This window comes from Stenotrophomonas sp. TD3 (assembly GCF_001939825.1).
Taxonomy (GTDB): Bacteria; Pseudomonadota; Gammaproteobacteria; order Xanthomonadales; family Xanthomonadaceae; genus Stenotrophomonas.
Map to the genome: position 1 here is coordinate 2,310,784 of NZ_MOYM01000001.1, position 26,323 is coordinate 2,337,106.

General features: G+C 68.5%; 20 protein-coding genes and 1 pseudogene. 8 read left to right on the plus strand and 13 right to left on the minus strand.

The features are described 5' to 3' along the window. Positions 1–50: 50 nt before the first annotated feature. Positions 51–206, minus strand: a pseudogene (locus BKE09_RS10820) (short-chain dehydrogenase); the annotation flags it as partial. Between the two features lie 182 nt (positions 207–388). On the opposite strand from BKE09_RS10820, the gene BKE09_RS10825 reads away from it, so the two are divergent. After that, complete coding sequence (locus tag BKE09_RS10825; RefSeq protein WP_075675743.1) at positions 389–697, plus strand: hypothetical protein; 309 nt, start codon at positions 389–391, stop codon at positions 695–697. Here BKE09_RS10825 and BKE09_RS10830 read toward each other — a convergent pair. Next, positions 685–1,743: a DNA topoisomerase IB gene (locus tag BKE09_RS10830; protein ID WP_075675744.1), complete on the minus strand. Its 1,059-nt coding sequence runs from the start codon at positions 1,741–1,743 to the stop codon at positions 685–687. The two genes, BKE09_RS10825 and BKE09_RS10830, sit on opposite strands and share 13 nt — an antisense overlap. A 111-nt stretch (positions 1,744–1,854) precedes the next feature. Here BKE09_RS10830 and BKE09_RS10835 point away from each other — a divergent pair, with 111 nt between their 5' ends. The 3 genes from BKE09_RS10835 to BKE09_RS10845 all read left to right on the plus strand — a co-directional run bounded on the left by BKE09_RS10835 (position 1,855) and on the right by BKE09_RS10845 (position 8,381). Continuing rightward, positions 1,855–2,244 carry an I78 family peptidase inhibitor gene (locus tag BKE09_RS10835; RefSeq protein ID WP_014035471.1) on the plus strand — a complete coding sequence of 130 codons (390 nt, stop codon included), beginning with the start codon at positions 1,855–1,857 and terminating at the stop codon, positions 2,242–2,244. 175 nt (positions 2,245–2,419) lie between these two features. Continuing rightward, positions 2,420–6,874, plus strand: coding sequence for a glutamate synthase large subunit (gene gltB / locus BKE09_RS10840; RefSeq protein ID WP_075675745.1), 4,455 nt, complete (start codon positions 2,420–2,422; stop codon positions 6,872–6,874). Between the two features lie 61 nt (positions 6,875–6,935). After that, entirely contained in the window at positions 6,936–8,381 is a 1,446-nt protein-coding gene (locus BKE09_RS10845) for an FAD-dependent oxidoreductase (protein WP_049422385.1), read from the plus strand. On the opposite strand, the gene BKE09_RS10850 is transcribed toward BKE09_RS10845, so the two are convergent. Beyond that, entirely contained in the window at positions 8,367–10,775 is a 2,409-nt protein-coding gene (locus BKE09_RS10850) for a response regulator (RefSeq protein WP_075675746.1), read from the minus strand. The two genes, BKE09_RS10845 and BKE09_RS10850, sit on opposite strands and share 15 nt — an antisense overlap. A 166-nt stretch (positions 10,776–10,941) precedes the next feature. On the opposite strand from BKE09_RS10850, the gene BKE09_RS10855 reads away from it, so the two are divergent. Further along, positions 10,942–11,808: a methylglyoxal synthase gene (locus BKE09_RS10855; RefSeq protein WP_075675747.1), complete on the plus strand. Its 867-nt coding sequence runs from the start codon at positions 10,942–10,944 to the stop codon at positions 11,806–11,808. Between the two features lie 402 nt (positions 11,809–12,210). On the opposite strand, the gene BKE09_RS10860 is transcribed toward BKE09_RS10855, so the two are convergent. The 3 genes from BKE09_RS10860 to ttcA are packed head-to-tail and all read right to left on the minus strand — an operon-like array spanning position 12,211 to position 14,912. Beyond that, on the minus strand, positions 12,211–12,990 hold the full coding sequence (locus BKE09_RS10860; RefSeq protein ID WP_075675748.1) for a SprT family zinc-dependent metalloprotease: 780 nt from the start codon (positions 12,988–12,990) through the stop codon (positions 12,211–12,213). 59 nt (positions 12,991–13,049) lie between these two features. After that, a complete protein-coding gene (locus BKE09_RS10865; protein ID WP_005411825.1) occupies positions 13,050–13,955 on the minus strand; it encodes a recombination-associated protein RdgC in 906 nt (301 codons plus the stop codon). Between the two features lie 36 nt (positions 13,956–13,991). Next, positions 13,992–14,912 carry a tRNA 2-thiocytidine(32) synthetase TtcA gene (gene ttcA / locus BKE09_RS10870; RefSeq protein WP_170871740.1) on the minus strand — a complete coding sequence of 307 codons (921 nt, stop codon included), beginning with the start codon at positions 14,910–14,912 and terminating at the stop codon, positions 13,992–13,994. Positions 14,913–15,003: 91 nt separating this feature from the next. Here ttcA and BKE09_RS10875 point away from each other — a divergent pair, with 91 nt between their 5' ends. Beyond that, a complete protein-coding gene (locus BKE09_RS10875; protein ID WP_005421068.1) occupies positions 15,004–15,207 on the plus strand; it encodes a YdcH family protein in 204 nt (67 codons plus the stop codon). A gap of 100 nt (positions 15,208–15,307) precedes the next feature. On the opposite strand, the gene plsB is transcribed toward BKE09_RS10875, so the two are convergent. The 5 genes from plsB to BKE09_RS10900 all read right to left on the minus strand — a co-directional run bounded on the left by plsB (position 15,308) and on the right by BKE09_RS10900 (position 21,899). Then, positions 15,308–17,944 (minus strand): glycerol-3-phosphate 1-O-acyltransferase PlsB, encoded by a 2,637-nt coding sequence (gene plsB, locus BKE09_RS10880; protein WP_075675749.1) that lies wholly within the window; start codon positions 17,942–17,944, stop codon positions 15,308–15,310. Continuing rightward, complete coding sequence (locus BKE09_RS10885; protein WP_075675750.1) at positions 17,944–18,897, minus strand: hypothetical protein; 954 nt, start codon at positions 18,895–18,897, stop codon at positions 17,944–17,946. The genes plsB and BKE09_RS10885 overlap by 1 nt, the downstream gene beginning before the upstream one ends. Positions 18,898–19,213: 316 nt before the next feature. Next, positions 19,214–20,035, minus strand: coding sequence for a serine protease (locus BKE09_RS10890; protein WP_075675751.1), 822 nt, complete (start codon positions 20,033–20,035; stop codon positions 19,214–19,216). A 218-nt stretch (positions 20,036–20,253) separates the two neighbouring features. After that, a complete protein-coding gene (pyrF, locus tag BKE09_RS10895) occupies positions 20,254–20,979 on the minus strand; it encodes an orotidine-5'-phosphate decarboxylase (protein ID WP_075675752.1) in 726 nt (241 codons plus the stop codon). After that, positions 20,976–21,899 (minus strand): 5'-nucleotidase, lipoprotein e(P4) family, encoded by a 924-nt coding sequence (locus BKE09_RS10900; protein ID WP_075675753.1) that lies wholly within the window; start codon positions 21,897–21,899, stop codon positions 20,976–20,978. The genes pyrF and BKE09_RS10900 overlap by 4 nt, the downstream gene beginning before the upstream one ends. 101 nt (positions 21,900–22,000) lie before the next feature. On the opposite strand from BKE09_RS10900, the gene BKE09_RS10905 reads away from it, so the two are divergent. After that, the gene (locus BKE09_RS10905; protein ID WP_075675754.1) at positions 22,001–22,654 is read left to right on the plus strand and encodes a DUF480 domain-containing protein; all 654 of its coding nucleotides are present in this window, start codon (positions 22,001–22,003) and stop codon (positions 22,652–22,654) included. 110 nt (positions 22,655–22,764) lie between these two features. Here the strand turns inward: BKE09_RS10905 and BKE09_RS10910 are convergent, their stop codons facing one another. After that, positions 22,765–23,289 carry a GNAT family N-acetyltransferase gene (locus BKE09_RS10910; RefSeq protein WP_075675755.1) on the minus strand — a complete coding sequence of 175 codons (525 nt, stop codon included), beginning with the start codon at positions 23,287–23,289 and terminating at the stop codon, positions 22,765–22,767. 261 nt (positions 23,290–23,550) lie between these two features. Continuing rightward, positions 23,551–25,527, minus strand: coding sequence for a UvrD-helicase domain-containing protein (locus BKE09_RS10915; RefSeq protein ID WP_075675756.1), 1,977 nt, complete (start codon positions 25,525–25,527; stop codon positions 23,551–23,553). 99 nt (positions 25,528–25,626) lie between these two features. Here BKE09_RS10915 and BKE09_RS10920 point away from each other — a divergent pair, with 99 nt between their 5' ends. Further along, positions 25,627–26,298 (plus strand): SEL1-like repeat protein, encoded by a 672-nt coding sequence (locus BKE09_RS10920; RefSeq protein ID WP_075675757.1) that lies wholly within the window; start codon positions 25,627–25,629, stop codon positions 26,296–26,298. The last annotated feature ends 25 nt before the right edge of the window (positions 26,299–26,323 follow it).

The window sequence follows — 26,323 nt, forward strand, 5'->3', positions numbered from 1 at the left end:
CACACAGCCGCGCGAAGCCTCGTTCAGGAGGCTCCGCACAGCCCGGCGGTTCAGCCCCGCGGCCCGCCCATCACCGGCAGGATCACCCCGCGGATGTAACTGGCACAGACCGGCGAGGCCAGGAACATATAGGCGGGTGACAGCTCTTCGGGCTGCGCAGGCCGGCCCATGTCACTGTCCCTGCCGAATTCGGCGACATCCTCGGCCTGCTTGAAGGAACTGCCAGCCAGCGGCCGGCACTACCGGGGGCGGCGCATGCCGCTCCTGCAGCGTCTCCGCCCATGCTGTCGGCAGCAGTGAATACGCCGTGTCCACGATGTGCACGGTATTCATTGCGCCACCACGTGCGCCGCCGCAGGCTGCACGCAACCACACGAGGAACGCCTCCATGAAACATGCCATCGCCACCGCCGCCGTCTGCTTTGCCCTCGCCGCCTGCAGCAGCACGCCGGTGGCCCAGGTGCAGCCGATCGACGGCGTGATTTCGGGCCAGTGCCACAGCGACATGGTGCGCGGCGCACTCGGTCTTGCTGCGTCGGATGCCACCGTGGCCCGCGCGCGCGTGGACAGCGACAGCCTGCATGTACGGGTACTTCGTCACGATGGCCCGCGGGTGCCTCCGGCACACGAAGGCGGCGACCGCCTGACCATCGAGAAGGGCCGTACCAACAACATCGTCGCGATCTACTGCGGCTGACGACTGCGGCTGAGCCGACGCGCCCTGCGCAGCACGCGCAGGGTGGCCTGTTCCCACTGGCGCGGCCCACGCAGGCCGGCCAGCTTGGCCAGTTCGCCGCGCTCCCAGCCGGCGAACACGCACGGGTCGATGTAGGCCTTGCGGCACACCGCCGGGGTGTTGCCCAGCAGCGACGCCACCTCGCACACCACCGCGCGCTGCGCCTGCGCCAGGGCACGCTGGCTGGCCGGTTCCGGCAGCTCGGTGGCGGCGAACGCCTGCACCGCCGCCACGGTACCGCCCCAGGTGCGGAAATCCTTGGCGGTGAAGTCCTCGCCCATCACCCCGCGCAGATAATCGTTCACCGCACCGGAGTCCACCGGCTGCAGCGCACCGTCGTCATCGCGGTACTGGAACAGCGCCTGCCCCGGCAGCTGCTGCAGGCGCCGCACCAGCAGCCCCAGCCTGCGGTCGCCCACGGTCACCTCCTGCAGCTGCCCGGACTTGCCACGGAAGCGCATGCGTACGCGGCCACCGCGCAGCAGTTCCAGGTGCCGGTTGCGCAGTGTGGTCAGCCCGAACGAACGGTTCTGCTGTGCATAGGTTTCATTGCCGACCCGCACCAGCGTATCGGCCAGCAGCGCGACCACCATGGCCAGCACCTTTTCCTGCGGAAACCCGGGGCGTTTGAGATCCCGTGACAACCGCCGCCGCAACGTGGGCAATGCCTCGCCGAAGGCAATGATGCGGTCGAACTTGCCGGCGTCGCGCTCCTTCGCCCAGTCGGCGTGGTAGCGGTACTGCTTGCGCCCGCGGGCATCGCGGCCGGTGGCCTGCAGGTGGCCATTGGCGTGGGCACAGATCCACACGGCGGTATACGCAGGTGGAATCGCCAGCGCACGGATGCGCTGCAGGGTGGCGGCATCGCGCACCGCGTGGCCATCGGCATCGCGATGGCTGAAACCGTTGCCGGCGCGGCGCCGGCTGATGCCCGGCTGGGTGTCATCGACATAGCGCAGGCCGGCAGCACGCGCGGCCTGTCGTTCAGGGGTAGAGGCGGTTGGCATGCCCGCAGTGTCGCCGCCGCGATGCCGCGAACCTGTCGATAACACAAGACAAACACGTGAGGGTCGGTTCGCCGCTATGCTCGGGCTTTCACAATCCCTTCCGGAGTCATGATGTCGTTCCCGATTCGCGCCCGTTCGCTCTCCGCCCTGCTGCTGCCGGCCGTGCTGGCCCTGACCGCCTGCCAGGCACCGGCGCTGGATGAACAGGATTCGGCCACGGCCCATGCCCAGCAGGCTGCCGAAGCCGCCAAGGCACCGGCCGATGAAGCCGGCAAGGCCACCGAGGCACCGCCGGTCGGCACCTGCGATGCCAGCCAGGTGCAGAGCCTGGTCGGCCAGGCCTACGCCGACGCACTGGGCAAGCAGGCGCAGGAAGATGCCGGTGCCCACCAGCTGCGCGTCATGAAGCCCAACGACGTGGCCACGATGGAGTTCCTCGGCGACCGCCTGAACATCGAAGTGGACGACAAGGGCCTGGTCAGCGGCGTGCGCTGCGGCTGAGTTCGACCCCGCGCCGGCACTGGGTTGCCGGCGCGTTCTGTTGCACCTGCAACCGTGTATTGCGGCGCTGCAGCAACCTGTGATCTAGTCGAGGCATCCGGTGGCCTCACGATGCGCTCCAGGGATTGAGCGGGCTTGAGTGTCCCCGTTCAATTCATCCCGCATCGAGGTAGAGATGGCCCCCCGCAACCGCCAAGGGCTTTACGACCCGCGCTCCGAGCGCGATGCCTGTGGATTTGGCATGGTCGCCCAGCTCGACGATCAACCTTCGCGCCTGTTGGTTGATACCGCCATCGCCGCGCTTTCGCGCATGACCCACCGTGGCGGCGTCGCTGCCGATGGCCTGACCGGTGATGGTTGTGGCCTGCTGCTGCGCCGCCCCGATGCATTCCTGAAACTGCTGGCCAGCGAAGCCGGCATCACCACCGCCGCGCGCTTCGCTGCCGGCCTGGTGTTCCTGCCGCACGACGCCGACGCCGCCGACGCCTGCCGCACGCAGCTGCAGGCGCAGGTGGAAGCGGTCGGCTGCAAGGTCGCCGGCTGGCGCGAGGTACCCACCGACGACAGCGTCTGCGGCCAGCTGGCGCGCGATACCCTGCCGCGCATCGAACAGGTGTTCGTCGATGCCGGCGTCGGCCAGGATGATGCCGGCTTCGCGCTGGCGCTGTTCCTGGCCCGCCGCCGCAGCGAACAGCAGCTGCGCGGGCACGCCGACTTCTACGTCACCACCCTCACCCCGGATGCGATCAGCTACAAGGGCATGGTGCTGCCGGACAAGCTCAGCCGCTTCTACCCGGACCTGCAGCGGCGCGAACTGGCCTCCAGCGCGATCGTGTTCCACCAGCGCTTCTCCACCAACACGCTGCCGCGCTGGCCGCTGGCCCACCCGTTCCGCATGCTCGCCCACAACGGCGAGATCAACACCATCGAAGGCAACCGTCGCTGGGCGCAGGCACGCAGCAAGGTGTGGAAGACGCCGCGCTTCGACATTGGCGAGTTCGACCCGGTGATCTCCATGCACGGTTCAGACTCGCAGAGCCTGGACAACATGCTGGAGCTGATGGTGTCCGGTGGCATGGAACTGATCCAGGCGCTGCGCATCCTGGTGCCGCCGGCCACCCAGTCGCTGGAGTTCAAGGATCCGGACCTGGCCGCGTTCTACGAATTCCATGGCCTCAACAGCGAGCCGTGGGATGGCCCGGCCGGCATCGTCGCCTGCGACAGCCGCTACGCCGTATGTACCCTCGACCGCAACGGCCTGCGTCCGGCACGCTGGATGCTGACCGCAGACCGCCACTTCCTGGTCGCCTCCGAAGCGGGCGTGTGGGAAGTGCCGACCGAGCGCGTTGTGCGCAAGGGCAAGCTGGGCCCGGGCGAGATGATCGCCATCGACCTCAAGCGCGGCGACCTGCTCGACTCCGACGCGGTGGACCGCATCAACCGTGGCCGCGCGCCGTACAAGCAGTGGCTGCAGCAGGGCGTGACCTACCTGCAGACCGAACTGATCGACCCCTCACTGGTGGAAGAGCCGTTCGACGAAGGCACCCTGCGCAGTTACCACAAGCTCTACCAGCTCAGCAGCGAGGAAGTGGAACAGGTGCTGCGGCCGCTGGCCGAGACCGAACAGGAAGCCACCGGCTCGATGGGCGACGACACGCCGATGGCGGTGCTGAGCCAGCGCAGCCGTCCGCTGTACGACTATTTCCGCCAGGCCTTCGCGCAGGTCACCAACCCGCCGATCGACCCGCTGCGCGAAGACTGCGCGATGTCCCTGTCCACCCAGCTCGGCAAGGAGACCAACATCTTCCATGCCGGCCCCGAGACGGTGAACCACGTCATCCTCAATTCACCGGTGCTCAGCCAGCGCAAGCTGCGCCAGCTGCTGAAGATGGACCAGTACGTGCAGGCCAACCGCCTGCTCGACCTGTCCTACAGCGAAGACGAGGGCCTGCGTGCCGGCATCGAGCGCATCTGTGCCGAGGCCGAACAGGCCGCGCGCGAGGGCATGGTGATGCTGCTGCTGTCCGACCGCTACCCGGTGGCCGGGCGGCCGATGGTGCATGCGCTGCTGGCCACCAGCGCCATCCACCACCACCTTTCGCGGCTGGGCCTGCGCTGCGACGTCAACCTGATCGTGGAAACCGGCACCGCGCGCGACCCGCACCACATGGCCTGCCTGCTCGGCTTCGGCGCCACGGCGGTGTATCCGTACCTGGCCTACCAGACCCTGTTCGACCTGGGCCGTCGCGGCATCCTGAAGCTCAGCAAGGGCGGTGAGCAGTCGCAGATCGGCCGCCGCTACCGCAAGGGCGTCTACAAGGGACTGTCGAAGATCATCTCGAAGATGGGCATCTGTACCGTGGCCAGCTACCGCGGCGCGCAGCTGTTCGAGATCATCGGCCTGGAACCAGAGGTCGTGGACCTGTGCTTCCCGGATACCGCCTCGCGCATCGGTGGCGCCGGCTTCGCCCGCCTGGATGCCGACGCGCGCGAACTGTGCGCGCAGGCGTGGGACGCGCAGCAGGACGTGGATGTCGGCGGCCTGCTGAAGTACGTGCACGGCGGCGAGTACCACATGTACAACCCGGACGTGGTCACCACGCTGCAGCGCGCAGCGCGCAGCGGCGACCCACGTGCGTGGCAGCAGTACTGCGATGCGGTGCACGCGCGTCCGCCGTCGGCGCTGCGTGACCTGCTGGAGCTGGTGCCGGCCGCCACGCCCGCGCCGCTCGATGAGGTAGCACCGGCCAGCGAACTGTTCCCGCGCTTCGATACCGCGGCGATCAGCCTGGGTGCACTGTCACCTGAGGCGCACGAGGCGCTGGCGATTGCGATGAACCGCCTGGGTGGCCGCAGCAACTCCGGCGAAGGCGGTGAGGATCCCGCGCGCTATGGCACCGCCAAGCGCAGCAAGATCAAGCAGGTGGCCTCGGGCCGCTTCGGTGTCACCGCCGAATACCTGGTCAATGCCGAGGTGCTGCAGATCAAGGTCGCGCAGGGTGCCAAGCCCGGCGAGGGCGGCCAGCTGCCCGGGCACAAGGTCAACGAACTGATCGCGCGGCTGCGCTATGCGCGTCCGGGCATCGGCCTGATTTCGCCGCCGCCGCACCACGACATCTATTCGATCGAGGACCTGGCGCAGCTGATCTACGACCTCAAGCAGGTCAACCCGACCGCGCTGGTGTCGGTGAAGCTGGTCAGCCATGCCGGCGTCGGAACGATCGCGGCGGGCGTGGTCAAGGCCGGTGCGGACCTGATCACCATCTCAGGCCATGACGGCGGCACCGGCGCCTCGCCGGTCAGCTCGATCCGTTATGCGGGCGTGCCGTGGGAGCTGGGCGTGGCCGAAGCGCACCAGGCGCTGCTGGCCAACGACCTGCGCGGGCGTACCCTGCTGCAGACCGATGGCGGCCTGAAGACCGGCCTGGACGTGGTCAAGGCCGCGCTGCTGGGCGCGGACAGCTTCGGCTTCGGCACTGCGCCGATGATCGTGCTGGGCTGCAAGTACCTGCGCATCTGCCACCTCAACAACTGCGCCACCGGCGTGGCCACCCAGGATGAGCGCCTGCGCGAGAACCACTTCACCGGCCAGCCCGAGCGCGTGGAGAACTTCTTCCGCCTGCTGGCCGAGGAAGTGCGTGGCTGGCTGTCCTACCTGGGCGCGCGTTCGCTGGAAGAGATCGTGGGCCGTACCGACCTGCTGCGGCAGATCGACGCCGCGCCGCGCGACGGCGTGCGCGTGGATCTGTCGCGCCTGCTGGCCGACAGCCGCTACGAGGGCAGCCACTGCGCGGCGCAGCGCCTGTACGAATCGCCGGACAGCCTGGCCACGCAGATGGACGGCCTGCTGGCGCCGGCCATCGAGCACAAGCGCGGCGGCGAACACCGCTTCCTGATCCACAACACCGACCGCAGCATCGGTACACGCCTGGCCGGTGCGGTGGCACGCGCGCACGGCAACCAGGGCATGGCCGAGGCGCCGCTGGAACTGCGCTTCCGCGGCAGCGCCGGGCAGAGCTTCGGCGCCTTCAACGTCGGCGGCCTGCACCTGGAAGTCGAAGGCGAAGCCAACGATTACGTCGGCAAGGGCATAGCCGGCGGCCGCCTGGTGGTGCGCCCGCCGCGTGGTGCCCGCTTCGAGGCACGCAGCACCGCGATCATTGGCAACACCTGCCTGTATGGCGCCACCGGTGGCGAGCTGTTCGCCGCGGGCCGCGCCGGCGAGCGTTTCGCGGTGCGCAATTCCGGCGCGCTGGCGGTGGTGGAAGGTGCCGGTGACCACTGCTGCGAGTACATGACCGATGGCGTGGTGCTGGTACTGGGCAAGGTTGGCCTGAACTTCGGTGCCGGCTTCACCGGCGGCCTGGCCTACGTACTGGACGTGGACCGCGATTTCGTCGACCGCTACAACCACGAACTGATCGACATCCATCGCGTATCCGCCGAAGGCTTCGAGAACTACCGCCAGCACCTGCACCGCCTGATTGGCCGCCATCGCGAACTGACCGGCAGCATCTGGGCACAGCAGATCCTGGACGAGTTCCGCGATTACATCGGCAAGTTCTGGCTGGTCAAACCGAAGGCCGCCAGCATCGAGTCGCTGACCGAAACCCTGCGACGCGCCGCCTGATGTTTTCCGGTAGTGCCGGCCGCTGGCCGGCAACGTTCCCCCTCGCATTCCAGAGCCCGCCATGAGCCGCAAGCACGCCTTCCAGTTCCTCGACCTGCCCCGCACCATGCCGCAGCGCATCCCGGTGGAACTGCGCACGTCCGGCGACTGGGGCGAGCTGTACGGAAAGTTCGGCAAGGAAGACGCCCAGTACCAGGCCGGTCGCTGCCTGGATTGCGGCAACCCCTACTGCAGCTGGAAGTGCCCGGTGCACAACGCCATTCCGCAGTGGCTGCAGCTGGTGCAGGAGAACCGCATCCACGAAGCCGCCACGCTGTGCCACAGCACCAACCCGTTGCCGGAGGTCTGCGGCCGCGTCTGCCCGCAGGACCGCCTGTGCGAGGGCAGCTGCACGCTGGAAGAGTTCGGTGCGGTCACCATCGGTGCGGTGGAGAAGTACATCGTCGATACCGCGCTGGCCAGCGGCTGGCGCCCTGACCTGGGCGCGGTGCAGCCCAGCGGCCACAGCGTGGCGGTGATCGGCGCCGGTCCGGCCGGCCTGGCCTGCGCCGATCGCCTCGCCCGCGCCGGCATTGCCGCGGTGGTCTACGACCGCTACGAGCAGATCGGCGGCCTGCTGCAGTTCGGCATCCCCAGCTTCAAGCTGGACAAGGACGTGATCCATCGCCGCCGCGAAGTGCTGGAGGGCATGGGCGTGCAGTTCCGCCTCGGTGTCGAGATCGGACGCGACCTCAGCGTGCAGCAGCTGCTGGAGACCCATGATGCGGTGTTCGTCGGCACCGGCGCCTACCGCTACACCGATGGTGGCCTCGACGGCCAGGACCTGAAGGGCGTGCTGCCGGCGCTGCCGTTCCTGGTGCAGAACAGCCGCATCGTTGGCGGCGATGACCCGAAGGGCCGGCCGATTGCCGGCTGGGAAGACACCATCGCCCTGCCCGACCTCAACGGCAAGCGCGTGGTGGTACTCGGTGGTGGCGATACCGGCATGGACTGCGTGCGCAGCGCGGTGCGCCTGGGCGCGGCCAAGGTCACCTGTGCCTACCGCCGCGACGAAGCCAACATGCCCGGCAGCGCGCGCGAAGTGGCCAATGCGCGCGAAGAAGGCGTGCGCTTCCTGTTCAACCGCCAGCCGCTATCGATCGAGGCCGGCGCCGACGACGAAGTGATCGGCGTGACCGTGGTCGAAACCCGCCTGGGCGAGCCCGATGCCAATGGCCGCCAGAACGCGGTGCCGATCGAAGGCAGTGAATCGCTGCTGGAGGCGGACGTGGTGATCATCGCCTTCGGCTTCTCGCCGAGCGTGCCGGCGTGGCTGGCCGAGCTGGGCGTGGAAGGCCAGTCCAACGGCCGCATCGTCGCCGGGGGCAAGGACCGCCTGCCGTTCCAGACCGCACATCCACGCCTGTTCGCCGGTGGCGACGCGGTACGCGGTGCAGACCTGGTGGTGACCGCCGTGGCCGAAGGCCGCGATGCCGCTGCCAGCATCGTCCGCCTACTGGCGCACTGAGTCCGGCAACAGCAGCACTTCCAGCAGCGCGCGCAGTTCGCACGGCTCCACCGGCTTGGCCAGGAAATGGTCGATGCCCGCATCACGGCAGGCCTCGCGCGTGCGCTCCAGCACGCTGGCGGTCAGCGCGATGATCGGCACCTGCGCACGGATGGCACAGGTGTCGCTGCGGATCGTGCGTGCCAGCGCGAAGCCGTCCATGTGCGGCATATGGCAGTCGGTGATCACCAGGTCGAACGGCTGTGCCTGCCAGGCCTCCCATGCCTGCAGACCGTCGTCGCAGGCGTGTACCTGCAGCCCCAGTTCGCGCAGGCGCTGCTCCAGCAACTGCAGGTTGGTCGGATGGTCTTCGACAACCAGCACCCGCGCCGGCGGCAGCGGCCGTTGCGCGACCGTCGTGAGCACCGGCACCACCGTTGGTGCCGCACAGGCCGCCAGAGCCAGCTCCAGCGATACGGTGGTGCCCTTGCCCGGCGCGCTGCGCAGGTGCAGCTGCCCGCCCATCGATGCCGCCAGCTCGCGGCAGATCGACAGGCCCAGCCCACTGCCACCGAAGCGGCGCGTGGTCGAGGTCTCGGCCTGCTCATAGGCGGCGAACACCGCCTGCTGCCGCTCCACGCTGATGCCCACGCCGGTATCGGTCACCTGCAGGCGCAGCCGCTGGCCGCCATCGCGCTGCTGCAGCACATGCACCTGCAACACCACGCTTCCCTGCAGGGTGAACTTGAGTGCATTGCCGGCCAGGTTGAACAGGACCTGGCGCAGGCGCAGCCCATCGGCCAGCGACCACCGCTGCAACACGGGGTCGATCTCGCTGTGCAGGTGCAGGCCGCGGCTGGCCGCAACGGGCATCAACAGCTGCTGCACCGCGCGCACCAGCGCCGCAAGATCGGTCGGCCGCAGCTGCAGTGGCGCTGGCTGCAGGCGCTGGCTGTGCAGCACATCGTCGAGGATCTGCCGCAGCATCTGCGCGGCGTCACCCACGGTGGTCAGCACCTGCCGCTGGCCCGCATCCAGGTCACTGCCCGCCAGCCGCTCCAGCATGCCCAGCAGGGTACTCATCGGCGTGCGGATCTGGTGGCTCATGGTCGCCAGGAAATGGCTCTTGGCCAGCGCCGCCTGCTCGGCCGCGTGGCGCGCCTCGGCCAGCGCTACGGCACGCGCCTGTGCTTCGCTGACATCCAACCAGTAACCGCTCCATTCCACGCTGCTGTCATCGCACTGCAGCGGTCGTCCCTGCGAACGGACCCAGCGCCAGCCCTGCGCCGACCGGGTGCGGAAGGTAACATCGATGGGACCGCGCACCAGCGCGGCCGCTTCGATGCACGCCATCACCCGGCTGCGGTCGTCGGCGTGCACCGCAGCCAGCAGCTGCAGATGGTCGATCCGCGCGGTCTCCACGCTTACCCCGAACAGCGCCTGCACATCGCCGGCGATCTGCGCCAGGCTGTAGTGGCCGGTCGCAGAACGGCGGGCCTGGTAGACCACCGCCGGCAGGTTCGCGGTGACGTCGTGCAACCGCTGCTCCAGCACGCGACGACGCACGCTCTCGCGATGCACGCGCCAGTAGCCGAAGGCATGCAGCAGCACGAGTGCGAGCAGGATCAGCGACGCCGGCACCAGCCAGCGCAGTGCCGAACCGGGGAGCTGCGCGCGTGGCCGATCCGGCAGCCAGGCGCTGCGGTTCGACGCGCGACGTGCATCGCCGTCCTGCAGCAGCTGCCGGTCGAAAGCGGCGACCACTTCGGCACAGGCCGGCGCGGCCGCGAGTACCAGTGCATCGCCGAAGCCCGCGGGTGCCGCGATCACCACCGCGTCACCCGGCTCCGCGCGGAGCGCGGCTTCCACTTCGGCGAGATTGGCGACCACGGCGTCAACCAGCCCGGCGCGCAGCAGTGACAGCGCGTGGTCCAGCGGCGCAGGTGCCAGCAGCTGCGCCCCCGGGGCCTGCTCGGCCAGCAACGCCTCCAGCGGCAGCCGGTCCGGGCTGGCCACGCTACGACCACGCAGGCCCTCCAGCCCCAGCACCGCAGCGGCGCCCTCGCGCCGCACGATCACCTGTGGCACTTCCAGGTAGGGGCTGCTGGCCACCCAGCCGGTCGGTAGCTGAGCGCGCGGCCAGCCCAGCAGCACCTGGGTGCCGGCCGGCAGTGATCCCTCGGTAAGCACCGCCGCAGGCAACGGCTTCGCATGCTGCACTGCCTGCATGCCCAGCAGCGGCAGGTAGTCCGCGGCCAGTCCCGCAACCTCGCCCTGCTGGCTGTATGACAGTGGCGGCCGGTCGGAGCGCCATGCCACCTGCAGGGGGTTCGCACACCCGGATGCAGCGGCGATGCCGGGCAGCAACAGCGATGCCATGACAGCGGCGACGGCGCGGCGGCCGGCGACATTCACGATGGGCGTCCTCATTTCGCGGGCAGGAACCACGGCCGCGCAGCGGTACCGCTGCAGCCACGCTAGCGAGGCAGGCTTCCGCGACAATGAGAAAAATTGGAAAAGCATCCGCATCGGCGAATGCCGACATACACTGCCGCTTCTACCCGTCCCTACGGAGCGCTCGATGCGTATCGGCCTGGCCGCCAACCGTCTCCATCACCACGATGCGCGCGCCGCGCTGTTCCGTTGGCTGCGTGCCAGCGAGGCAGGCCTGCGCGAGCTGGGGGTGTCACTGCATGCGGTCGGGCGCACCCACGATGCGATCGAGCGGCAGGGCTTCCTGGCCGGCTACGGCGGCCTGCACCGGTATCCCTATGGGCGCGAGGGTGGCCTGATGAAGCTGGTGGCCGAGGTGGTCGGCATGGGGCCGGAGCGGACACTGGACGGTGCGATCTACCTGATCGACCCGGTCGATCCGTCCTCGGTGTTTCCGGAAGCAACCGCGCTCAAGCGGCAGTGCGTGATCCACGGCAAGCCGTTCATTTCAACCGTGGCCACCGCACGCGACTGGATCGAGGTGGAGCGCATCCACGCCGGGCTGGCGGCCGACACCGGTGCCGACGACCTGCATGCCTTCCAGGGACAGACGCTGGCGCTGATCGCGCATGATGCGATGAAGCCGGCGATGCTGGCCTTTGCCGATGAACACTTCGATGTGCTGGCCCGGTTTGGCCAACGCGTTGCGACGGGCACCACCGGGCAGCGCTTGAACGAGCTGGCCTGGAGCCGGGGGTGGCCCAGCGATACGCCGTGGGTGACGCGTTACCAGAGTGGCCCGATGGGCGGCGATGCACAGATTGCCGACCGGGTGCTGGAGGGGCGCTGCCAGCGCGCGATCTTCTTCGAGGACCCGCATGTGGCACGCCAGCACGAGGCCGATATCCAGCTGCTGGAGCGCGCGGTGACGACGGTGACCGACCAGGCGGTGTGCATCACGGCGCCGCGGGTGGCGGCGCGCTGGGCGACGGCGGCGGCGTTGCGGGCGGGGTGAGGGTTTCGGCCAACGGCTGAGCCCCTCGTGGTGGGTGGCAGCCGATGGCAAAGCCGTGCTTGGCCGGGCGGGTGAGCCATGCAGGGGACGCTGCAAGTACGTCCCTGTAAGCTCGATGGCGCCATCCATGGCGCCAACGCCCCTGCATGGCCCACCCGCCCGTCCTTCGACAGATTCCGGTGTGCCCACCACGGAAGAAAGAAGGAAGAGCAGGAGCCGGTCGCGCGCTGAGCGCGCTCTGCGGCACGCTCCCATTCCGCGGAGTTGTTGTTCTTCACTCTGTAGCGTCGAGCTTGCTCGACTGCTCAGCACACGGTCTGGAGGAAAGCCCCTTCTGTTGAAGGGGCGCGCCGAAGGCGGGGGTAGAGGAAGAATGCGTGGGCAACTGCTGTAGCGCTGGCGCTACAGCAGTTGCCGGAGCATAGCTTTCAAGCGTCGCCCTTCGAGCTGGAAGTAGTCGCGCTGTTCGCGCCACGCGGGGAAGCGCTGTTCCACTTCATGCCAGAACGCGGGCGAATGGTTCGGCTGGATCAGGTGGCAGAGTTCGTGCACCAGCACGTACTCGAACGCTTCCGAACGACCCAGCACCAGGGCCAGGTCCAGTGCCATGCTGCCGTCCGGCGCCAGCGAGCCCCACTGCGAGGACATCACCTTCAGCCGCAGGCGGCTGGGTGCGCGTGGCAGGGAGGGCAGGTACTTTGGCAACCAGCGGCCGACGTCGGCGCGGGTCTGGGCTTCGTAGAACTCACGCAGCAGGCGGCGCAGGGTGGCATCGCCGCCCCGGGTCGGCCACTGCACGCAGGCGCCGTGTTCATCGATCTCCAGCCGCGCGTAGCGGCCTTCCTGCCAGCGCAGCGGCAACAGTTCGCCGCGCAGTGGCAGCACGCCGTCCTCGCCTGGCTGCAACGGGGCGGGCAGGCCCTGGCTCTGGTACTGGCGCAGCTGCAGCGCCAGCCAGTCGCGGTGCTGTTCCAGGAAACGCTCGCCCATCACCAGGCTGGCCCGCGGCGGCAGGGTCAAGCGTGCGCCGCGCTCGTCCACGCTCAGCTTGATCCGGCGCGCGCGCGGATCGCGCACGCGCAGCACCTCGATCTCGGCATCCTCCAGGCGCAGGCGAACGGTGTCGCGCTGCACGGTGGCGGGCGGGGTCGGGCTGATCAGGCGGCGCAGCAGACGGCTCATGCGCCCAGCATAGCGCTGCTTCGGGCCGCCGGATGACCGGCGGCCCACAGGGTGCCTGTTCAGTCAGCCTTGCTGAGCTTGAAGGCTTCTTCCAGCAACAGGAACAGGCGGCGGATCTCGGCGCTCTGCAGGGCGAAGCGGGCGTCGAACTCGGCGCGGCGGCCGTCTTCGTCGGCATGCTCCAGCTGGTCCAGGGCACCGTCGAGGAACTTCAGCTTGCGCACGATCAGGTCGTCGCCGATCACGAAGGACAGGTTGTCCTCGAAGATCAGCGCCAGCTTGGTCACCTGCTTGCCGGCGTCCAGGTGCTTGTCGATCTCGTCGCAGCGCAGTTCCTGGTGCTGGCACTTGACCACGGCGCCGCCCTCCACCGGGTCCTTCATCTCGCACTCTTCGCCCAGGCTCAGCCCGGTCGGCAGCGGCTCGCCGGCGATCCAGCCGGTCAGGATCGAACGCGGTGCGACTTCGGCGTTCAGCGGCATCGCCGGGAAGCTGCCGAGCAGGCCGCGGATGTCGGACATGAAGTACTCGCCGGTCTTGCGGCTGGAGGTATCCACCGCCACGTAGCCGTGCTGCAGGTCGATGAAGGCATCGTTGCGCGAGGACTTCACGAAGGCGCGCGGCAGCAGTTCATGCAGCAGGTCGTCCTTCATGCGCTTGCGCTCGCGGCCACCCGGGCGGCGGCCTTCCTTCTCCTCGATCTCCTCCAGCTTGCGCTCGAGCAGATCGTTGACCACCGCCGCCGGCAGGATCTTGTCCTCGCCGCCCACGGTCAGCCACAGGTGTTCGGCGATGCGGTGGGAGAGCAGCTCCTTCTCCTCGCGGCCGAACGGCGAGATGAAGCCGCGCGAATTCATTTCCAGCGCGCCGACCGGCTTCAGCAGGGCGTGCGGCAGCAGGGTGTCGACTTCGGAAAAATCGGTGGTGGTCGGGAAACGGAAGAACGTCAGGTTGCGAAAGAACATGGAACTCCGGATGGCAAAGAGGAAGGGCGACCGACCTTAAACGGTGGGCGTCTCGGGATCTGCGTCGGCGTCGGCCGGGGAGCCGGCCAGCCAGGCATGGGCGTCGGGCAGCGGCGCGTCGTCGCGACGGCCCAGCGCCATGAAGTCGAACAGGGTGGTGTCGGCCAGCTGCGAGGGCCGGACTTCACCCATGGCCCGCGCGATCTGCTCGATGCGGCCCGGGTGGTCCTTTTCCCATTGCTTCAGCATCAGGCCGACCTGGCGGCGCTGCAGGTTCTCCTGGCTGCCGCACAGGTTGCAGGGAATGATCGGGAACTGGCGGGCCTGCGCGTACTCGACGATGTCGCTCTCGCGCACGTAGGCCAGCGGCCGGATCACCACGTGCCTGCCGTCATCGCTGCGCAGCTTCGGCGGCATGCCCGACAGCTTGGCGTGGTGGAACAGGTTCATGAAGAACGTGGCCACCATGTCGTCGCGGTGGTGGCCCAGCGCGATCTTGGTGAAGCCATGGGTCTCGGCGTAGTTGTAAAGCGCGCCACGACGCAGCCGCGAGCACAGCGAACACATGGTCTTGCCTTCCGGGATGACCCGGCTGACCACCGAATAGGTGTCCTGCTCGATGATGTGGTACGGCACGCCCAGCCCGGCCAGGTACTCCGGCAGCACGTGCTCGGGGAAGTCCGGCTGCTTCTGGTCCAGGTTCACCGCCACCAGCTCGAACGGCACCGGCGCCTTCTTCTGCAGCTGCAGCAGCACGTCCAGCAGGGTATAGCTGTCCTTGCCGCCGGACAGGCAGACCATGACCTTGTCGCCGGCCTCGATCATGCCGAAGTCGGCAATCGCCTCGCCGACCTGGCGGCGCAGGCGCTTGGCCAGCTTGTGCTGCTCGCGCTCGGCCACGCGCGGATCACGGGCGGCGCGCGGCTGGGGATCGGGAAGGGAAATCACGGCACTCATGGGTTCCATTCTAACGGCTCGGAGCCGCCCCGGCCGGGGGTCGGGGTTCCCCTCTCCCGGCGGTCATCATCGCTGTGTATGCTCGGAGGCTGTGGACACCTACAGCCCCGCCGAGATCGTCGAGCACCTCGCCGCCCTGCGCGCCGAGCACCGCCTGCTGGATGAACAGATCACCCGCATGGCCGCCAACGGCGAGGACGAACTGGAAGCCAAGCGCCTGAAGCGGCGCAAGCTGCAGCTGAAGGACTGCATCGCCAGGCTGGAAAGCCTGCAGATTCCCGACGAACCGGCCTGAGCGGTGGCCCATCCACGCATGGCGTGGATCTACTGCTTCGCCCCGGTGGATGCCAACCTTGGTTGGCATGCCGTTCGCCGGGCATCGCCCGGCGCTGCCTTCAATCCTGCGGCGCAGGCTCGTCCGGGCGGGCCGCTTCCGGGCTGACCCGTTCGATGGTGTGGCGCAGCTCGCGGCCGAGGATGAACTTGGCGTCCTTGGCCCAGGCATCCAGGCGCTCGTCGAACAGCAGCTTGCTGTTCTCGTCCGGCCACACCAGGCGCAGTTCGCGCAGCTTCTGGATGAAACCGCGGAACAGGGACTTGTCGAAGAACTCCGGTGCCGCCGGTGCATAGAGCAGGCTCAGCCGCTGCGCCGCCTGCTGGCACAGGCTTTCCAGCTCGGCGGCGCCGAGCATGCCGGGGCCGTTCTTCACCAGCACCGAGATGGCGATGTAGTAGCGCTCGAACGCCTGCTGCAGCGAATGGCCGATCGCACGCAGGCGGAACACCTCGTCGGTCTGCCCCGTATTGCGCGCCAGGATGCCGCCGTCGTCATCGTTGACGTTCTGCAGCAGGCCCTCGCGCACGAACACATCGATGGTCCGGTCGATGCGCAGGGCGAACTCGTCCTCGCTCCACGGCAGGAACAGCTCGGCCTGCAGGAACGGGTACACCGTACGGCCCAGCTGGACCAGGCCGGTGCGGCTCATGCGGCGGTTGTTCTGGAAGCAGCAGGCCACCCACGACGAGGCGGTGAACAGGTGCACCACGTTGTTGCGGAAGTAGCTCAGCAGCACCGCGGTGTCGCCGCTGACGCTGAGCACGTCGCCCAGCGGGTGCTTGATGCGGGTGAGGACGTTGATTTCCTCGGCGTGGGCGATGATCCGCTCCGGCGAGTGCGGGGTCACCGTCACCCGGTCCGAGTACGGCATCTCGACCAGCAGGGTCTTGCACAGCTCGATCTGCGCGATCAGGTCGGCCTCGCCCATCGCGTGCTTCGGCGTGGACAGCAGGGCCAGCGCCAGCAGGTTGATCGGGTTGACGTCGGCGGCGCCGTTGATGCGCACCTGGATGCGTTCGGCCAGCGTGTCCACCGTGGTCGACAGCCAGGCCGGCTTCTCGTCCTCGGACACCGCCTCGCCCTTCCACTCCGGCGCCTTCTCGGCCAGCACGTCGTTCAGCGCGATCGGCTCGCCGAAGTTCACCACCACCTGGCCGTAGTTCTGCTTGAGCACCTTGGGGATGCCCCACAGCAGCGACCAGATCGATTCCTTTTCCTTCGGCCGGCCGGACAGTTCGTCCAGGTAACTGCCGCCTTCCATCAGCTTCTCGTAGCCGATGTAGATGGGCTGGAACAGCACCGGCTTGCGCGGCTGGCGCAGGAACGCGCGCAGCGTCATCGAGATCATGCCGCCCTTGGGCTGCAGCAGCCGGCCGGTACGCGAGCGGCCGCCTTCGACGAAGTACTCCAGCGAGTAGCCACCGGCCACCAGCTGCGCGACGTATTCGCTGAGCACCGCCGAATACAGTGCGTTGCCACGGATCGAGCGGCGGATGAAGAACGCACCGCCCTTGCGCAGCAGGGTGCCGACCACGGGCAGGTTCAGGTTGATGCCGGCCACGATGTGCGGCGGCACGATGCCACGGTCGTACAGCAGGTACGACAGCAGCAGGTAGTCCATGTGGCTGCGGTGGCTGGGCACGTAGACCACTTCGTGGCCCGGCGCGGCGGCCTTGAACTTGTCCAGGTGGTGCACCAGCACGCCCGCATAGATGCGGTTCCACACGTGGCTGAGCATGAAGCTGGCCGAGCGCACCATCGGGCTGGAATAGTCCGCAGCGATTTCCCAGGCGTAGGCGTGCGCCTTCTTCCAGGCATCGGCCGGCTTCGAGTTGTCGCGCTTGGCCTGCGCGGCGATCGCTTCGCGTACCGGCTCGGCGGCCAGCACCTGGTCCACCAGCAGGCGCCGGGTCGACAGGTCGGGGCCGATCACCGATTCACGGATGCGTCGGAAGTGCGTACGCAGCACGCGCTGCAGCTTGCGCACCGTGCGCTCCGGCTCCAGGCCTTCGTCCACGGTGTTGCGCAGCGAGATCGGCGGGGCGAAGCGGACGATGGTGCTGCGGCCGTTGAGCAGCACCGCCAGCAGGCGACGGAAGCGGCCGACCAGTGCCCAGTTTTCCGAGAACAGCACCGCGAACCAACCGCTCTGCTTGTCCGGGGCGCGGCCGACGAAGATCGACACCGGCACCAGGTGCACGTCCAGGTCATCGCGCACGCGGTGTGCCTGCAGGACCTTGGCCAGCGAATCGGAGTGGGTCTTGGCGCCGCGCTGCTCGGGAATCAGCGAGTTGCTGGAGCTGCGCCGCGACAGGGCCAGGTAGGCGCGCTTGCGGCCGGTCGGGTCACCAGCCAGCGGCACCAGCGGCGACGGCAGCCCGGCCTGGCGGCAGGCCTTGTCCAGGATCAGCGCGTTGGACAGGCCGTAGTCTTCCAGCACGTACATGACCGGGCGGCCATCGTTGTACTGGCCCGGGTCTTCCGGTTCGATCTTCAGCGACAGCCACGGCTCGACCAGGCGGCCCAGCAGGCGCGCCCACAGCGGGCGGCGGCCGGCCGGACGCGCGTGCGCGGGCGGCGGTACCGGGTTCGGGCCGGTACCGGTCGAGGGGGACGCCGGCACCGTATCGGCGGGCGTCGACTGGGATTCTTCGCCGGGGAACGGCAGCGGGTTCTGTTTCGACATCGGCGCCATTATGGCTTAGGCGGCGGCGTTGCCGCTTCCCCACCCTCGGCGGGGGCTTCAGCCGGTGCCGGCGACGCAGCCGCGCGGGCCGCGTCGGCCTTGCGCAGCAGCGCGTCGGTGTCGGCCAGGGTACGGGTCAGGTACCAGTGGCCCTCGCGCCGGCTCAGTGGCAGCTGCAGGGTCATCTCGCGCCCGGCCAGGTCGTAGTGCAGGCGCACCAGCGCATTGTCGCCCTCCACCGAGAGCAGCTCGCCCCGGACGCTGCGCAGCGCGTCATCCACGCCCAGCCCGTAGCTGCCAAGCACCGCCTTGAGGGTGTGGATGAACGGCGCCAGCTGCTGCAGGCTGCCTTCCATGCCAGCGGCCTGCAGGCCAGCCTCGTCATCGAAGCCGACCTTGCCGGCCGCGCCGACCAGCGCGGCGATGGTGCTGCGTGCACGGGCACGGTCGCTGATCGGCGCGCCCTGCGCCCACACCGCCAGGGTCTCGACCAGAGCGATGTAGTGGGCCTGCTGGCCCGGCGTGTAGCCCTTCTGGTGGCGCAGGTACTGCACGCCGAAGTTGCCCATCGACTGCGCGGCCTGGCGCACGGCGCTGGCCTGGCCGGCCAGCTGGCGGTCGAAGCTGCGCTGCAGTTCGGCGCTGGCATCGGGCTTGCGCAGCGCGGCCAGCATCGGCAGCAGCTGGTCCCCCAGCGGCAGCTCGGTCAGCGGCCACTGGCTGTGGCCCTCCGCCCAGGCCTGCTGCAGGCGCTGGTACTGGCCCGGCGGTACCGACAGCTTTGCGTAGCCGACCAGATCATCTTCGGCCAGGCGCAACGCCATCGCCTGCACCGCAGCCACCGGCTCGGCCGCCGGCCTGGCCGGATCGTTGGCAGACTCGCGGCACGCCGCCACGGCCAGCAGCAGCATGGCCGCCAGCCCCCATCCACGCGCAGACCTTCCTCGCACCGCCACGCTCATGCAATCGGACTCCCCGGACCGGCCCGCATCTTGCGGCCTGCGACGTGACAGCGGCAAGCCGGGACGTCACGGTTTTCGGCCAAGGGGGTCAGATCCCTTCTGCCGCAGGCAAAAGGGATCTGACCCCAGAGCCACCGCCGGCATAAAAAAAGAGCCCGGATCACGGGGATCACAGGCTCTTCAAACCGGCGCGAGGCCGGAGGACAGTGTTGTGGCACATGTCCGGTCCGAGGACCGGATGGCGGCGATCCTACGCTGCCCTTCAAGTTAAGGCAACACTTCACGTAATGCCATGTATGTATTTGATTTTATTGAATCAATCGCGCTGCCAGACAGATTCAATGAAATCTACGGCGTGTTTCTCGGCGATTCGGGCATAAATCCCTGGATAGCCGGCCAGCGCGCAGCCCTCCCCCCAGCTGACGATGCCGAACTGGGTCCAGCCATCGCGCAGGCGCAACAGCAGCGGCCCGCCGGAATCCCCCTGGCAGCTGTCGATGCCCTCGCGGCCGGCGCAGATGACCTTACCACGCGACAGTTCCCCACCGTAGGCCTGCTGGCATTCATTGAATGCTACGAACGGCACCTGCACGGTCTGTAGCTGGGTCGGGTAGACCCGGCCATCGCCGATGTCGGTGTCTCCCCAGCCAATCACCGTGAATTCGCGGCCCGGCTTGAGATAACTGGCGTCGGGCCGCAGCCGCAGTGCCACCGGCTGTGCACCGTCCACGGGTGTGCTGAGCTGGATCAGGGCCACGTCGTGCTCCAGCGAGTTACCGCTGTTGAATGCCGGATGGACGTGGATCGCCTTGACGTTGGAGGCGCGGGGCGAGGCGTCGGTGGACAGGGCAGCGGCGTTGCTGACGACGGCGATGCCGCCAGGCGCTTCCCCCTGCATGCAGTGCGCGGCGGTCAGCACCCACGAGGGCGAGATGAGGGTGCCCCCGCAGAAGTGACGGTCATGATCCGAATCGCCGTCGAAGATGCCCTGGATGCTGACCATGAACGGGTATTCGCCGGCCTGAGCCGCTTCACCGCCGATGATGCGCGGTGCTTCGCGTGCCTGCGGCGCAGCGATGGCGGGTACGGCAGACGCGGCCAACAGCAGGCCGATGAACAAAGAGGTGCTGCGATACATATCCCTGTACTCCTCTATCGATGGTTGGAACCGGCGCGGCCGCGGTCCGTGCCGGTGCATCGATTGAGGAACAGTGCAGCGGCCCACAGCGCGAACGCGCGCACAGTTCTGCGGCCTGGCGCTGCGAGCGACAGGTACAGGCCCACAAATGCGAACGCCATCCCGCATGGATCGGGATGGCGTTCGTGGTACCGGCGTGACCGGCGTCGGCGGTGGGCTCAGCGGGCAGCCAGAGCCGACGCGATTTCCTGTTGGATTGCCCGCGCTGCGGCCTGCGGATCAGCCGCCAGGCGGATCGGGCGGCCAACCACGATGGCATCGGCGCCATCGGCGAAGGCCTGCGCCACGCCAACGGTGCGCTTCTGGTCATCGCCGACCGGGCCACCGGGTCGGATGCCCGGGCAGACGATCGAGAACCCAGCGCCGGTGGCGGCACGGATCGGGCCGGCTTCCTGGCCCGAGGCGATCACACCATCGATGCCAGCGGCCTGGGCGGCCAGCGCGCGCTCGACCACCACGTCCACCGGCTCGCGGTCGATGCCCATCTGCGCCAGGTCGGGGCGGCCCATCGAGGTCAGCACGGTCACTGCCAGCAGGCGCATGTCGCTGCTGTTGGCGGCCGCGCAGGCCTCCATCATGGCCGGGTGCCAGCCGTGGATGGTGGCGTAGCTGACCGGCCACTGCGACAGGCGCTTGATCACCGCCGCAGCGGTGGCCGGGATGTCGAAGAACTTCAGGTCGACGAACACGCGCTTGTCGCGGCGGGCCAGCGCATCGAGCACCTGGAAGTACTCGCCGGAGGCGAGCAGTTCCATGCCGATCTTGTAGAACGCCACGCTGTCGCCGAGGCGATCGACCCACTCCAGTGCCTGCACGCGGTCGGGTACGTCCAGCGCGAAGATCAGGCGCTCGTCATCGCGCAGCGGCAGCGGTGCGCGGCTCACGGTGCGTAGTCCAGCGCAGCGCGCTTGGCGTCGTGGCGGGCCTGGCGCGACTGGCTGTAGTCGTTGTTGAACTGCGCCGGCTCGAAGCCGCCGTAGGTCGGGTTCGGCAGCATCCACCAGCGCTCGCCGAACCAGTCGTGGTACTGCTGCAGCAGCGCGTCACGGCCGTCGTTGGTGTTGGCGGTCACTTCCACGAAGTCGCCCAGCTGGTCACCGAACTGCATCAGCACGCGGTACTTCTGCCCGGCCAGGCGGCGGCGGCAGTTCTTCTCGCTGCCGTTCTGCTCGCACCCCGGCACCACCGTGCCCAGGCCGAGGAACACGCTGTCGTCGGCCACCGGCAGGCCCTGCTCGCGCAGGTTGGCCAGGGTCGCGTCCTTCAGGTGCACGGCGCGGTTGGAGATGTACAGCAGGGTCACGCCCTTGGCGTTGGCGGCCTTGGCGAAATCAACCACGCCCGGGATCGCCTTGGCCTTCTTCTCGGCCACCCACTGGTCCCAGGTCAGCTCGTCGTATTCCTTGCCATCGCGCACCAGGCGCGCCTGGTAGGGCGAGTTGTCCAGCACGGTCTCGTCCACGTCCAGCACCACGGCCGGCTTCAGGCCCTTGGCCTCGTTGCCGCGTTCTTCAGGCACCAGTGCGTCCCAGTGGGCTTCCTTGAGGGCAGCGTCGAGATGGTCGGCGGCGGCACGGTAGGTCTGTTCGGTGATCGCCTTGTATTCCTGCGCGCGCTGCATCCACAGCACCGCGTTGAGGTTGTCGTTGGCGGTGGCATCGAGCGCGCCATCGGCCTTGGCGGCGGCGGCCGGGGCCTGCGGAGCAGCGGCTTCAGCGGCAGGCGCATCCACGCGCTTGCAGGCGGACAGGCCCAGCGCCGCGGTGGCGAGCAGGGTCAGGGACAGGGAAACGGGACGACGCATGGGTTCACCGGCAATCAGATATACCGGCGCATTTTACCGGCAAAGCCGGCCCTGGGACGGCTATGCTTGGCGGTTGACCCGTTGCCCTTCCGGAGGCCGCCATGACCGATTCCGCCCAGACCCCCGACGTCCCCCTGCTCGACGCCGTGCAGGCCCGCCTGCTGGGCTGCCTGGTGGAGAAGGAGGCGACTACCCCGGACACCTACCCGCTGACGGTCAACGCCGCCCAATCGGCCGCCAACCAGAAGACCGCCCGCGAGCCGGTGATGAACGTCGATGCCGGCAGCGTGCAGCACGCGCTGCGCCAGCTGGAAACACTGGGCCTGGCCCGCCAGCACTTCTCCTCGCGCGCCGACCGCTACGAGCACCGCCTGCAGGCCGCGCTGGACCTGACCCGGCAGCAGACCGTGCTGCTGGCGATGCTGCTGCTGCGTGGGCCGCAGACGCTGGGCGAGCTGGTGACGCGCAGCGAACGCCTGCACCGCTTCGCCGATACCGACGAAGCCCGCCACGCCATCGAGCGCCTGCAGCAGCGCGCGCTGCTGGTAGTGCTGCCGCGTGCCAGCGGCCAGCGCGAAGACCGCTACATGCACCTGCTGTGCGGCGAGGTGGACGGCGCGGCACTGGCGGCGAAGTACGCCAGCAGCGGTGGGGGCAGCGAGGCCGCCGACCCGGGCCTGGCCGAGCGCGTGGCCCAGCTGGAAGCGGCCGTGGCCGATCTGCAGGCGCAGTTGGCCGAGCTGCGCGGCGCCTGAGAGGGTGGGTGCCGACCGTTGGTCGGCACTGCATTTGAATCGTGCCGACCAACGGTCGGCACCCACCATCAGCCGCTATTGTGCCGGCCAACGGTCGGCACCCACCACGATCAAACCTCGGCCGCACCCGGCGTGGCATACAGCCGGCTCGGGCTGTCCACGCCCGGCAGCTGGATCACCCCGCGTTGCTGCATGCCCAGCCCCACCAGAATCTTCCCGGACACCACATTGTCCAGGTCGGTGATGCCATACAGATCGTGCAGGCCCAGTGCTCCACGTGCATGCGCGAACACCGCCCGCGCCGCCTCGCCGGCATAACCCTGCCCGGCGAACTCCGACAGCACCGCATAGCCGATATCCGGCCCCGGCAGGCCATCCCGCCGCACCAGCCCGGCGTTGCCCAGCCAGGCACCATCGGACAAGCGCTCGATGGCATACATGCCGAACCCGTTCAACGCATAGCTGTGCAGCACCCGCAGCGCGATGTACTCCCGCGCCTGCACCTCACTGCGCACATCGCGGTCGCCGATGAAGCGCAGGAAACCCGGATCGTTCAACAGCGCCAGCATCGGCGCCGCATCGCGATCAGGTTCGATCGCACGCAGTCGCAGGCGTTCACTTTCAATCGGATGCACGCGCAGACCTCCAGCCGAAACCCCGATTCTGCCTCACCCCCCCGCTGTTGAATTTGATTTTCTTTGCATTGCCGTGGAAGGACGCGCCCGGAATCTGTCAGAGGCCGGTCGGGGTGGGTTCGCGGGGGTATCCGCGCCATGGATGGCGCGGCTAAGCCCCCAAGGACGGGTTCACGGCGTCCCCCGCGAACCCACCCCGACCGGCCACGTCACCGAACCAACGCGCGCTCCACCACGGAGGGGCGGCGCCGTTGGAGCGGCTTAGTCGAACAGCGCCTCGATCGCGGCCAACCCCGCCGTCGCGCGCTCCTTCTTCCGCACCGCATCCGCCACCGGATCAGCACCATCGCGCTGGATCTCCTCGGCCGGAATCTCCTCGAAGAACCGGCTCGGCTTCAGCCGCACGTGCTCGCCGAACTTGCGGGTCAGCTTGCTGTAACTCATCCACAGCTGGATCTTGGCGCGGGTGATGCCCACGTACAGCAGGCGCCGCTCTTCCTGCAGGTTGCCCTCGTCCAGGCTGACCTGGTGCGGCAGCACGCCATCCTCGCAGCCGACGATGAACACGTAGGGGAATTCCAGGCCCTTGGAGGCGTGCATGGTCATCATGCGCACCTGGTTGCCGCCCTCGTCCTTGTCGCTGCGCGACAGCAGCGCCAGTTGGCCGGCCAGGTCGGCGGCGGTGGCACCGCGCGGGCCGCCCTCGAACCACTGCGCCAGTTCCTCGATGTTGTTGGCACGACGCTGGTAACTCGCCTCTTCCTTGGCCTGCTGGCGAAGTTCGCTGAGCAGGCCCGACTCCTTGGCCACCTTGCGGATCATGTCGCCGGAACTGATCTGGCGCGTCTGCGCGCGCAGGTCGCGCAGGATATCGGTGAAGCGCGCCAGGCTGTTGGCCGCACGCGGCGGCAACTGCTGCAGGGCACCGATCGCCTCGGCGGCCTGCGCCATCGGCATGTCCTTTTCCTGCGCCAGTTCGGCCAGCTTGGCCAGCGTGCCTGCACCGACGTCGCGCTTGGGCGACTGCACCGCACGCATGAACGCGGTGTCGTCGTCCGGGTTCACCAGCAGGCGCAGCCAGGCCAGCGTGTCCTTCACTTCCTGGCGCTCCAGGAACATCGTGCCGCCGGTCAGGTGGTAGGGGATGCGCAGCAGCTGCATCGCCTTTTCCAGCGGGCGCGACTGGAAGTTGCCGCGGAACAGGATGCAGAAATCGCTCCACGGCACGTTGTGCGACTGCGCCACGAAGGCAATCTCCGCAGCGACCTTCTCCGCTTCGTGTTCGCTGTTGCGGCATTCCCACACGCGGATGCGCTCGCCGTCAGCCTGGTCGCTCCACAGCTTCTTCAGGTGCTCGTGCGGGTTGTTGGCGATCAGCGCGTTGGCCGCGCGCAGCACGCGGTTGGAGCAGCGGTAGTTCTGCTCCAGCTTGATGATTTCCAGCGCGGGGTAATCACGCCCCATCTGCTGCAGGTTTTCCGGGTTGGCGCCGCGCCAGGCGTAGATCGACTGGTCATCGTCGCCCACGCAGGTGAAGTTGCCCTTGTCACCGGCCAGCTGCTTGAGCAGGCGGTACTGCGCGTCGTTGGTATCCTGGCATTCGTCCACCAGCAGGTAGCCGATGCGCTCGCGCCAGGCCAGGGCGATCTCCGGGTTCTCTTCCAGGATCTGCACCGGCAGACGGATCAGGTCGTCGAAATCCACCGCATTGAACGCGGTCAACCGCAGCTGGTAGCGCTCGTAGACGCTGGCCGCTTCCTTCTCGCGGTTGCTGCGCGCGGCGGCCATCGCCTGCTCGGGCGACAGGCCAGCGTTCTTCGCGCGCGACACCAGGTTCTTCATGTCCTCGATGTCATCGGGCTTGGCGCCGTACATCAGGTCCTTGATCTGCGCGGCGGCATCGTCGGCATCGAAGATCGAGAAACCGCGCTTCAGGCCCACGGCGGCATGTTCGATCTGCAGGAACTTCAGGCCCAGCGCATGGAAGGTGCAGATGGTCACCTCGTCGGCGTCCTGCTCACGCAGGCGCTTGGCCACGCGCTCGCGCATTTCCTTGGCCGACTTGTTGGTGAAGGTGATCGCGGCGATGCGGCGGGCCGGGTAGCGGCCACAGCCGATCAGGTGGGCGATCTTCTCCACGATCACGCGCGTCTTGCCGCTGCCGGCGCCGGCGAGCACCAGCAACGGGCCTTCGATGTGCAGGACCGCGGCAGCTTGGGGAGGATTCAGACCGTGCATGGGGACAGGATTGTAGCGGGGTGCCGGCAGGCCCACCTGACTTGCATGGCGCCCGGCCGTAAGGTATTGAATCGGCACCGGAACACAGGAGCGTGGTCCATGTCCTTGAGCATCATCGCCCGCCCGTTGGCGGCCACCCTGCTCGGCCTGCTGGCCCTGCCTGCGGCCGGGTCCAGCCCGGCGCCGCCCGCCGATGCCTATGAAACGATCGTGCTGCAGTCGCACGAGTTTCTTGTCTACCATCCGGACCTGCGCTTCCGTGGGCTCGGCATGCAGGCCCGCGAACGGGGCCGCCATGAAGAAGCCCGCAACGACTTCCGCAATGCCGCGCGCTACGGCGACAAGCTGTCACAGGCAGCCCTGGCCGACATGCTGTGGAACGGGCAAGGCGGTCCGGCCGACCGCGCCCTGGGCTATGCGTGGATGGATCTGGCTGCCGAGCGTGGCACCGAATGGCTGGTGGCACAGCGCGAACGCTTCTGGGAGGCGCTGTCAGCGGACGAACGCGAGCGCGCGGTGCGCGAGGGCCGCGCGCTGTACGCCGAATTCGGCGACCCGGCGGCGACGCCACGGCTGGAACGCGAACTGCGGGCCGGCAGCATGCAGCAGACCGGCAGCCGCGCCGGCTGGAGCGGCGCCATGCGCAGCCAGGGCCGCGGCGATGCCGGGCCGCGCGTGCTGCAACCGGAGAAGCACCAGCTGGCCCGCTACTGGGACCCGGTGGCCTACCGGCAATGGCAGGACGAGGAGCTGGCCAGGTCGGGGCGATGACGTTCGTTCTTCCATCGTCATGGCC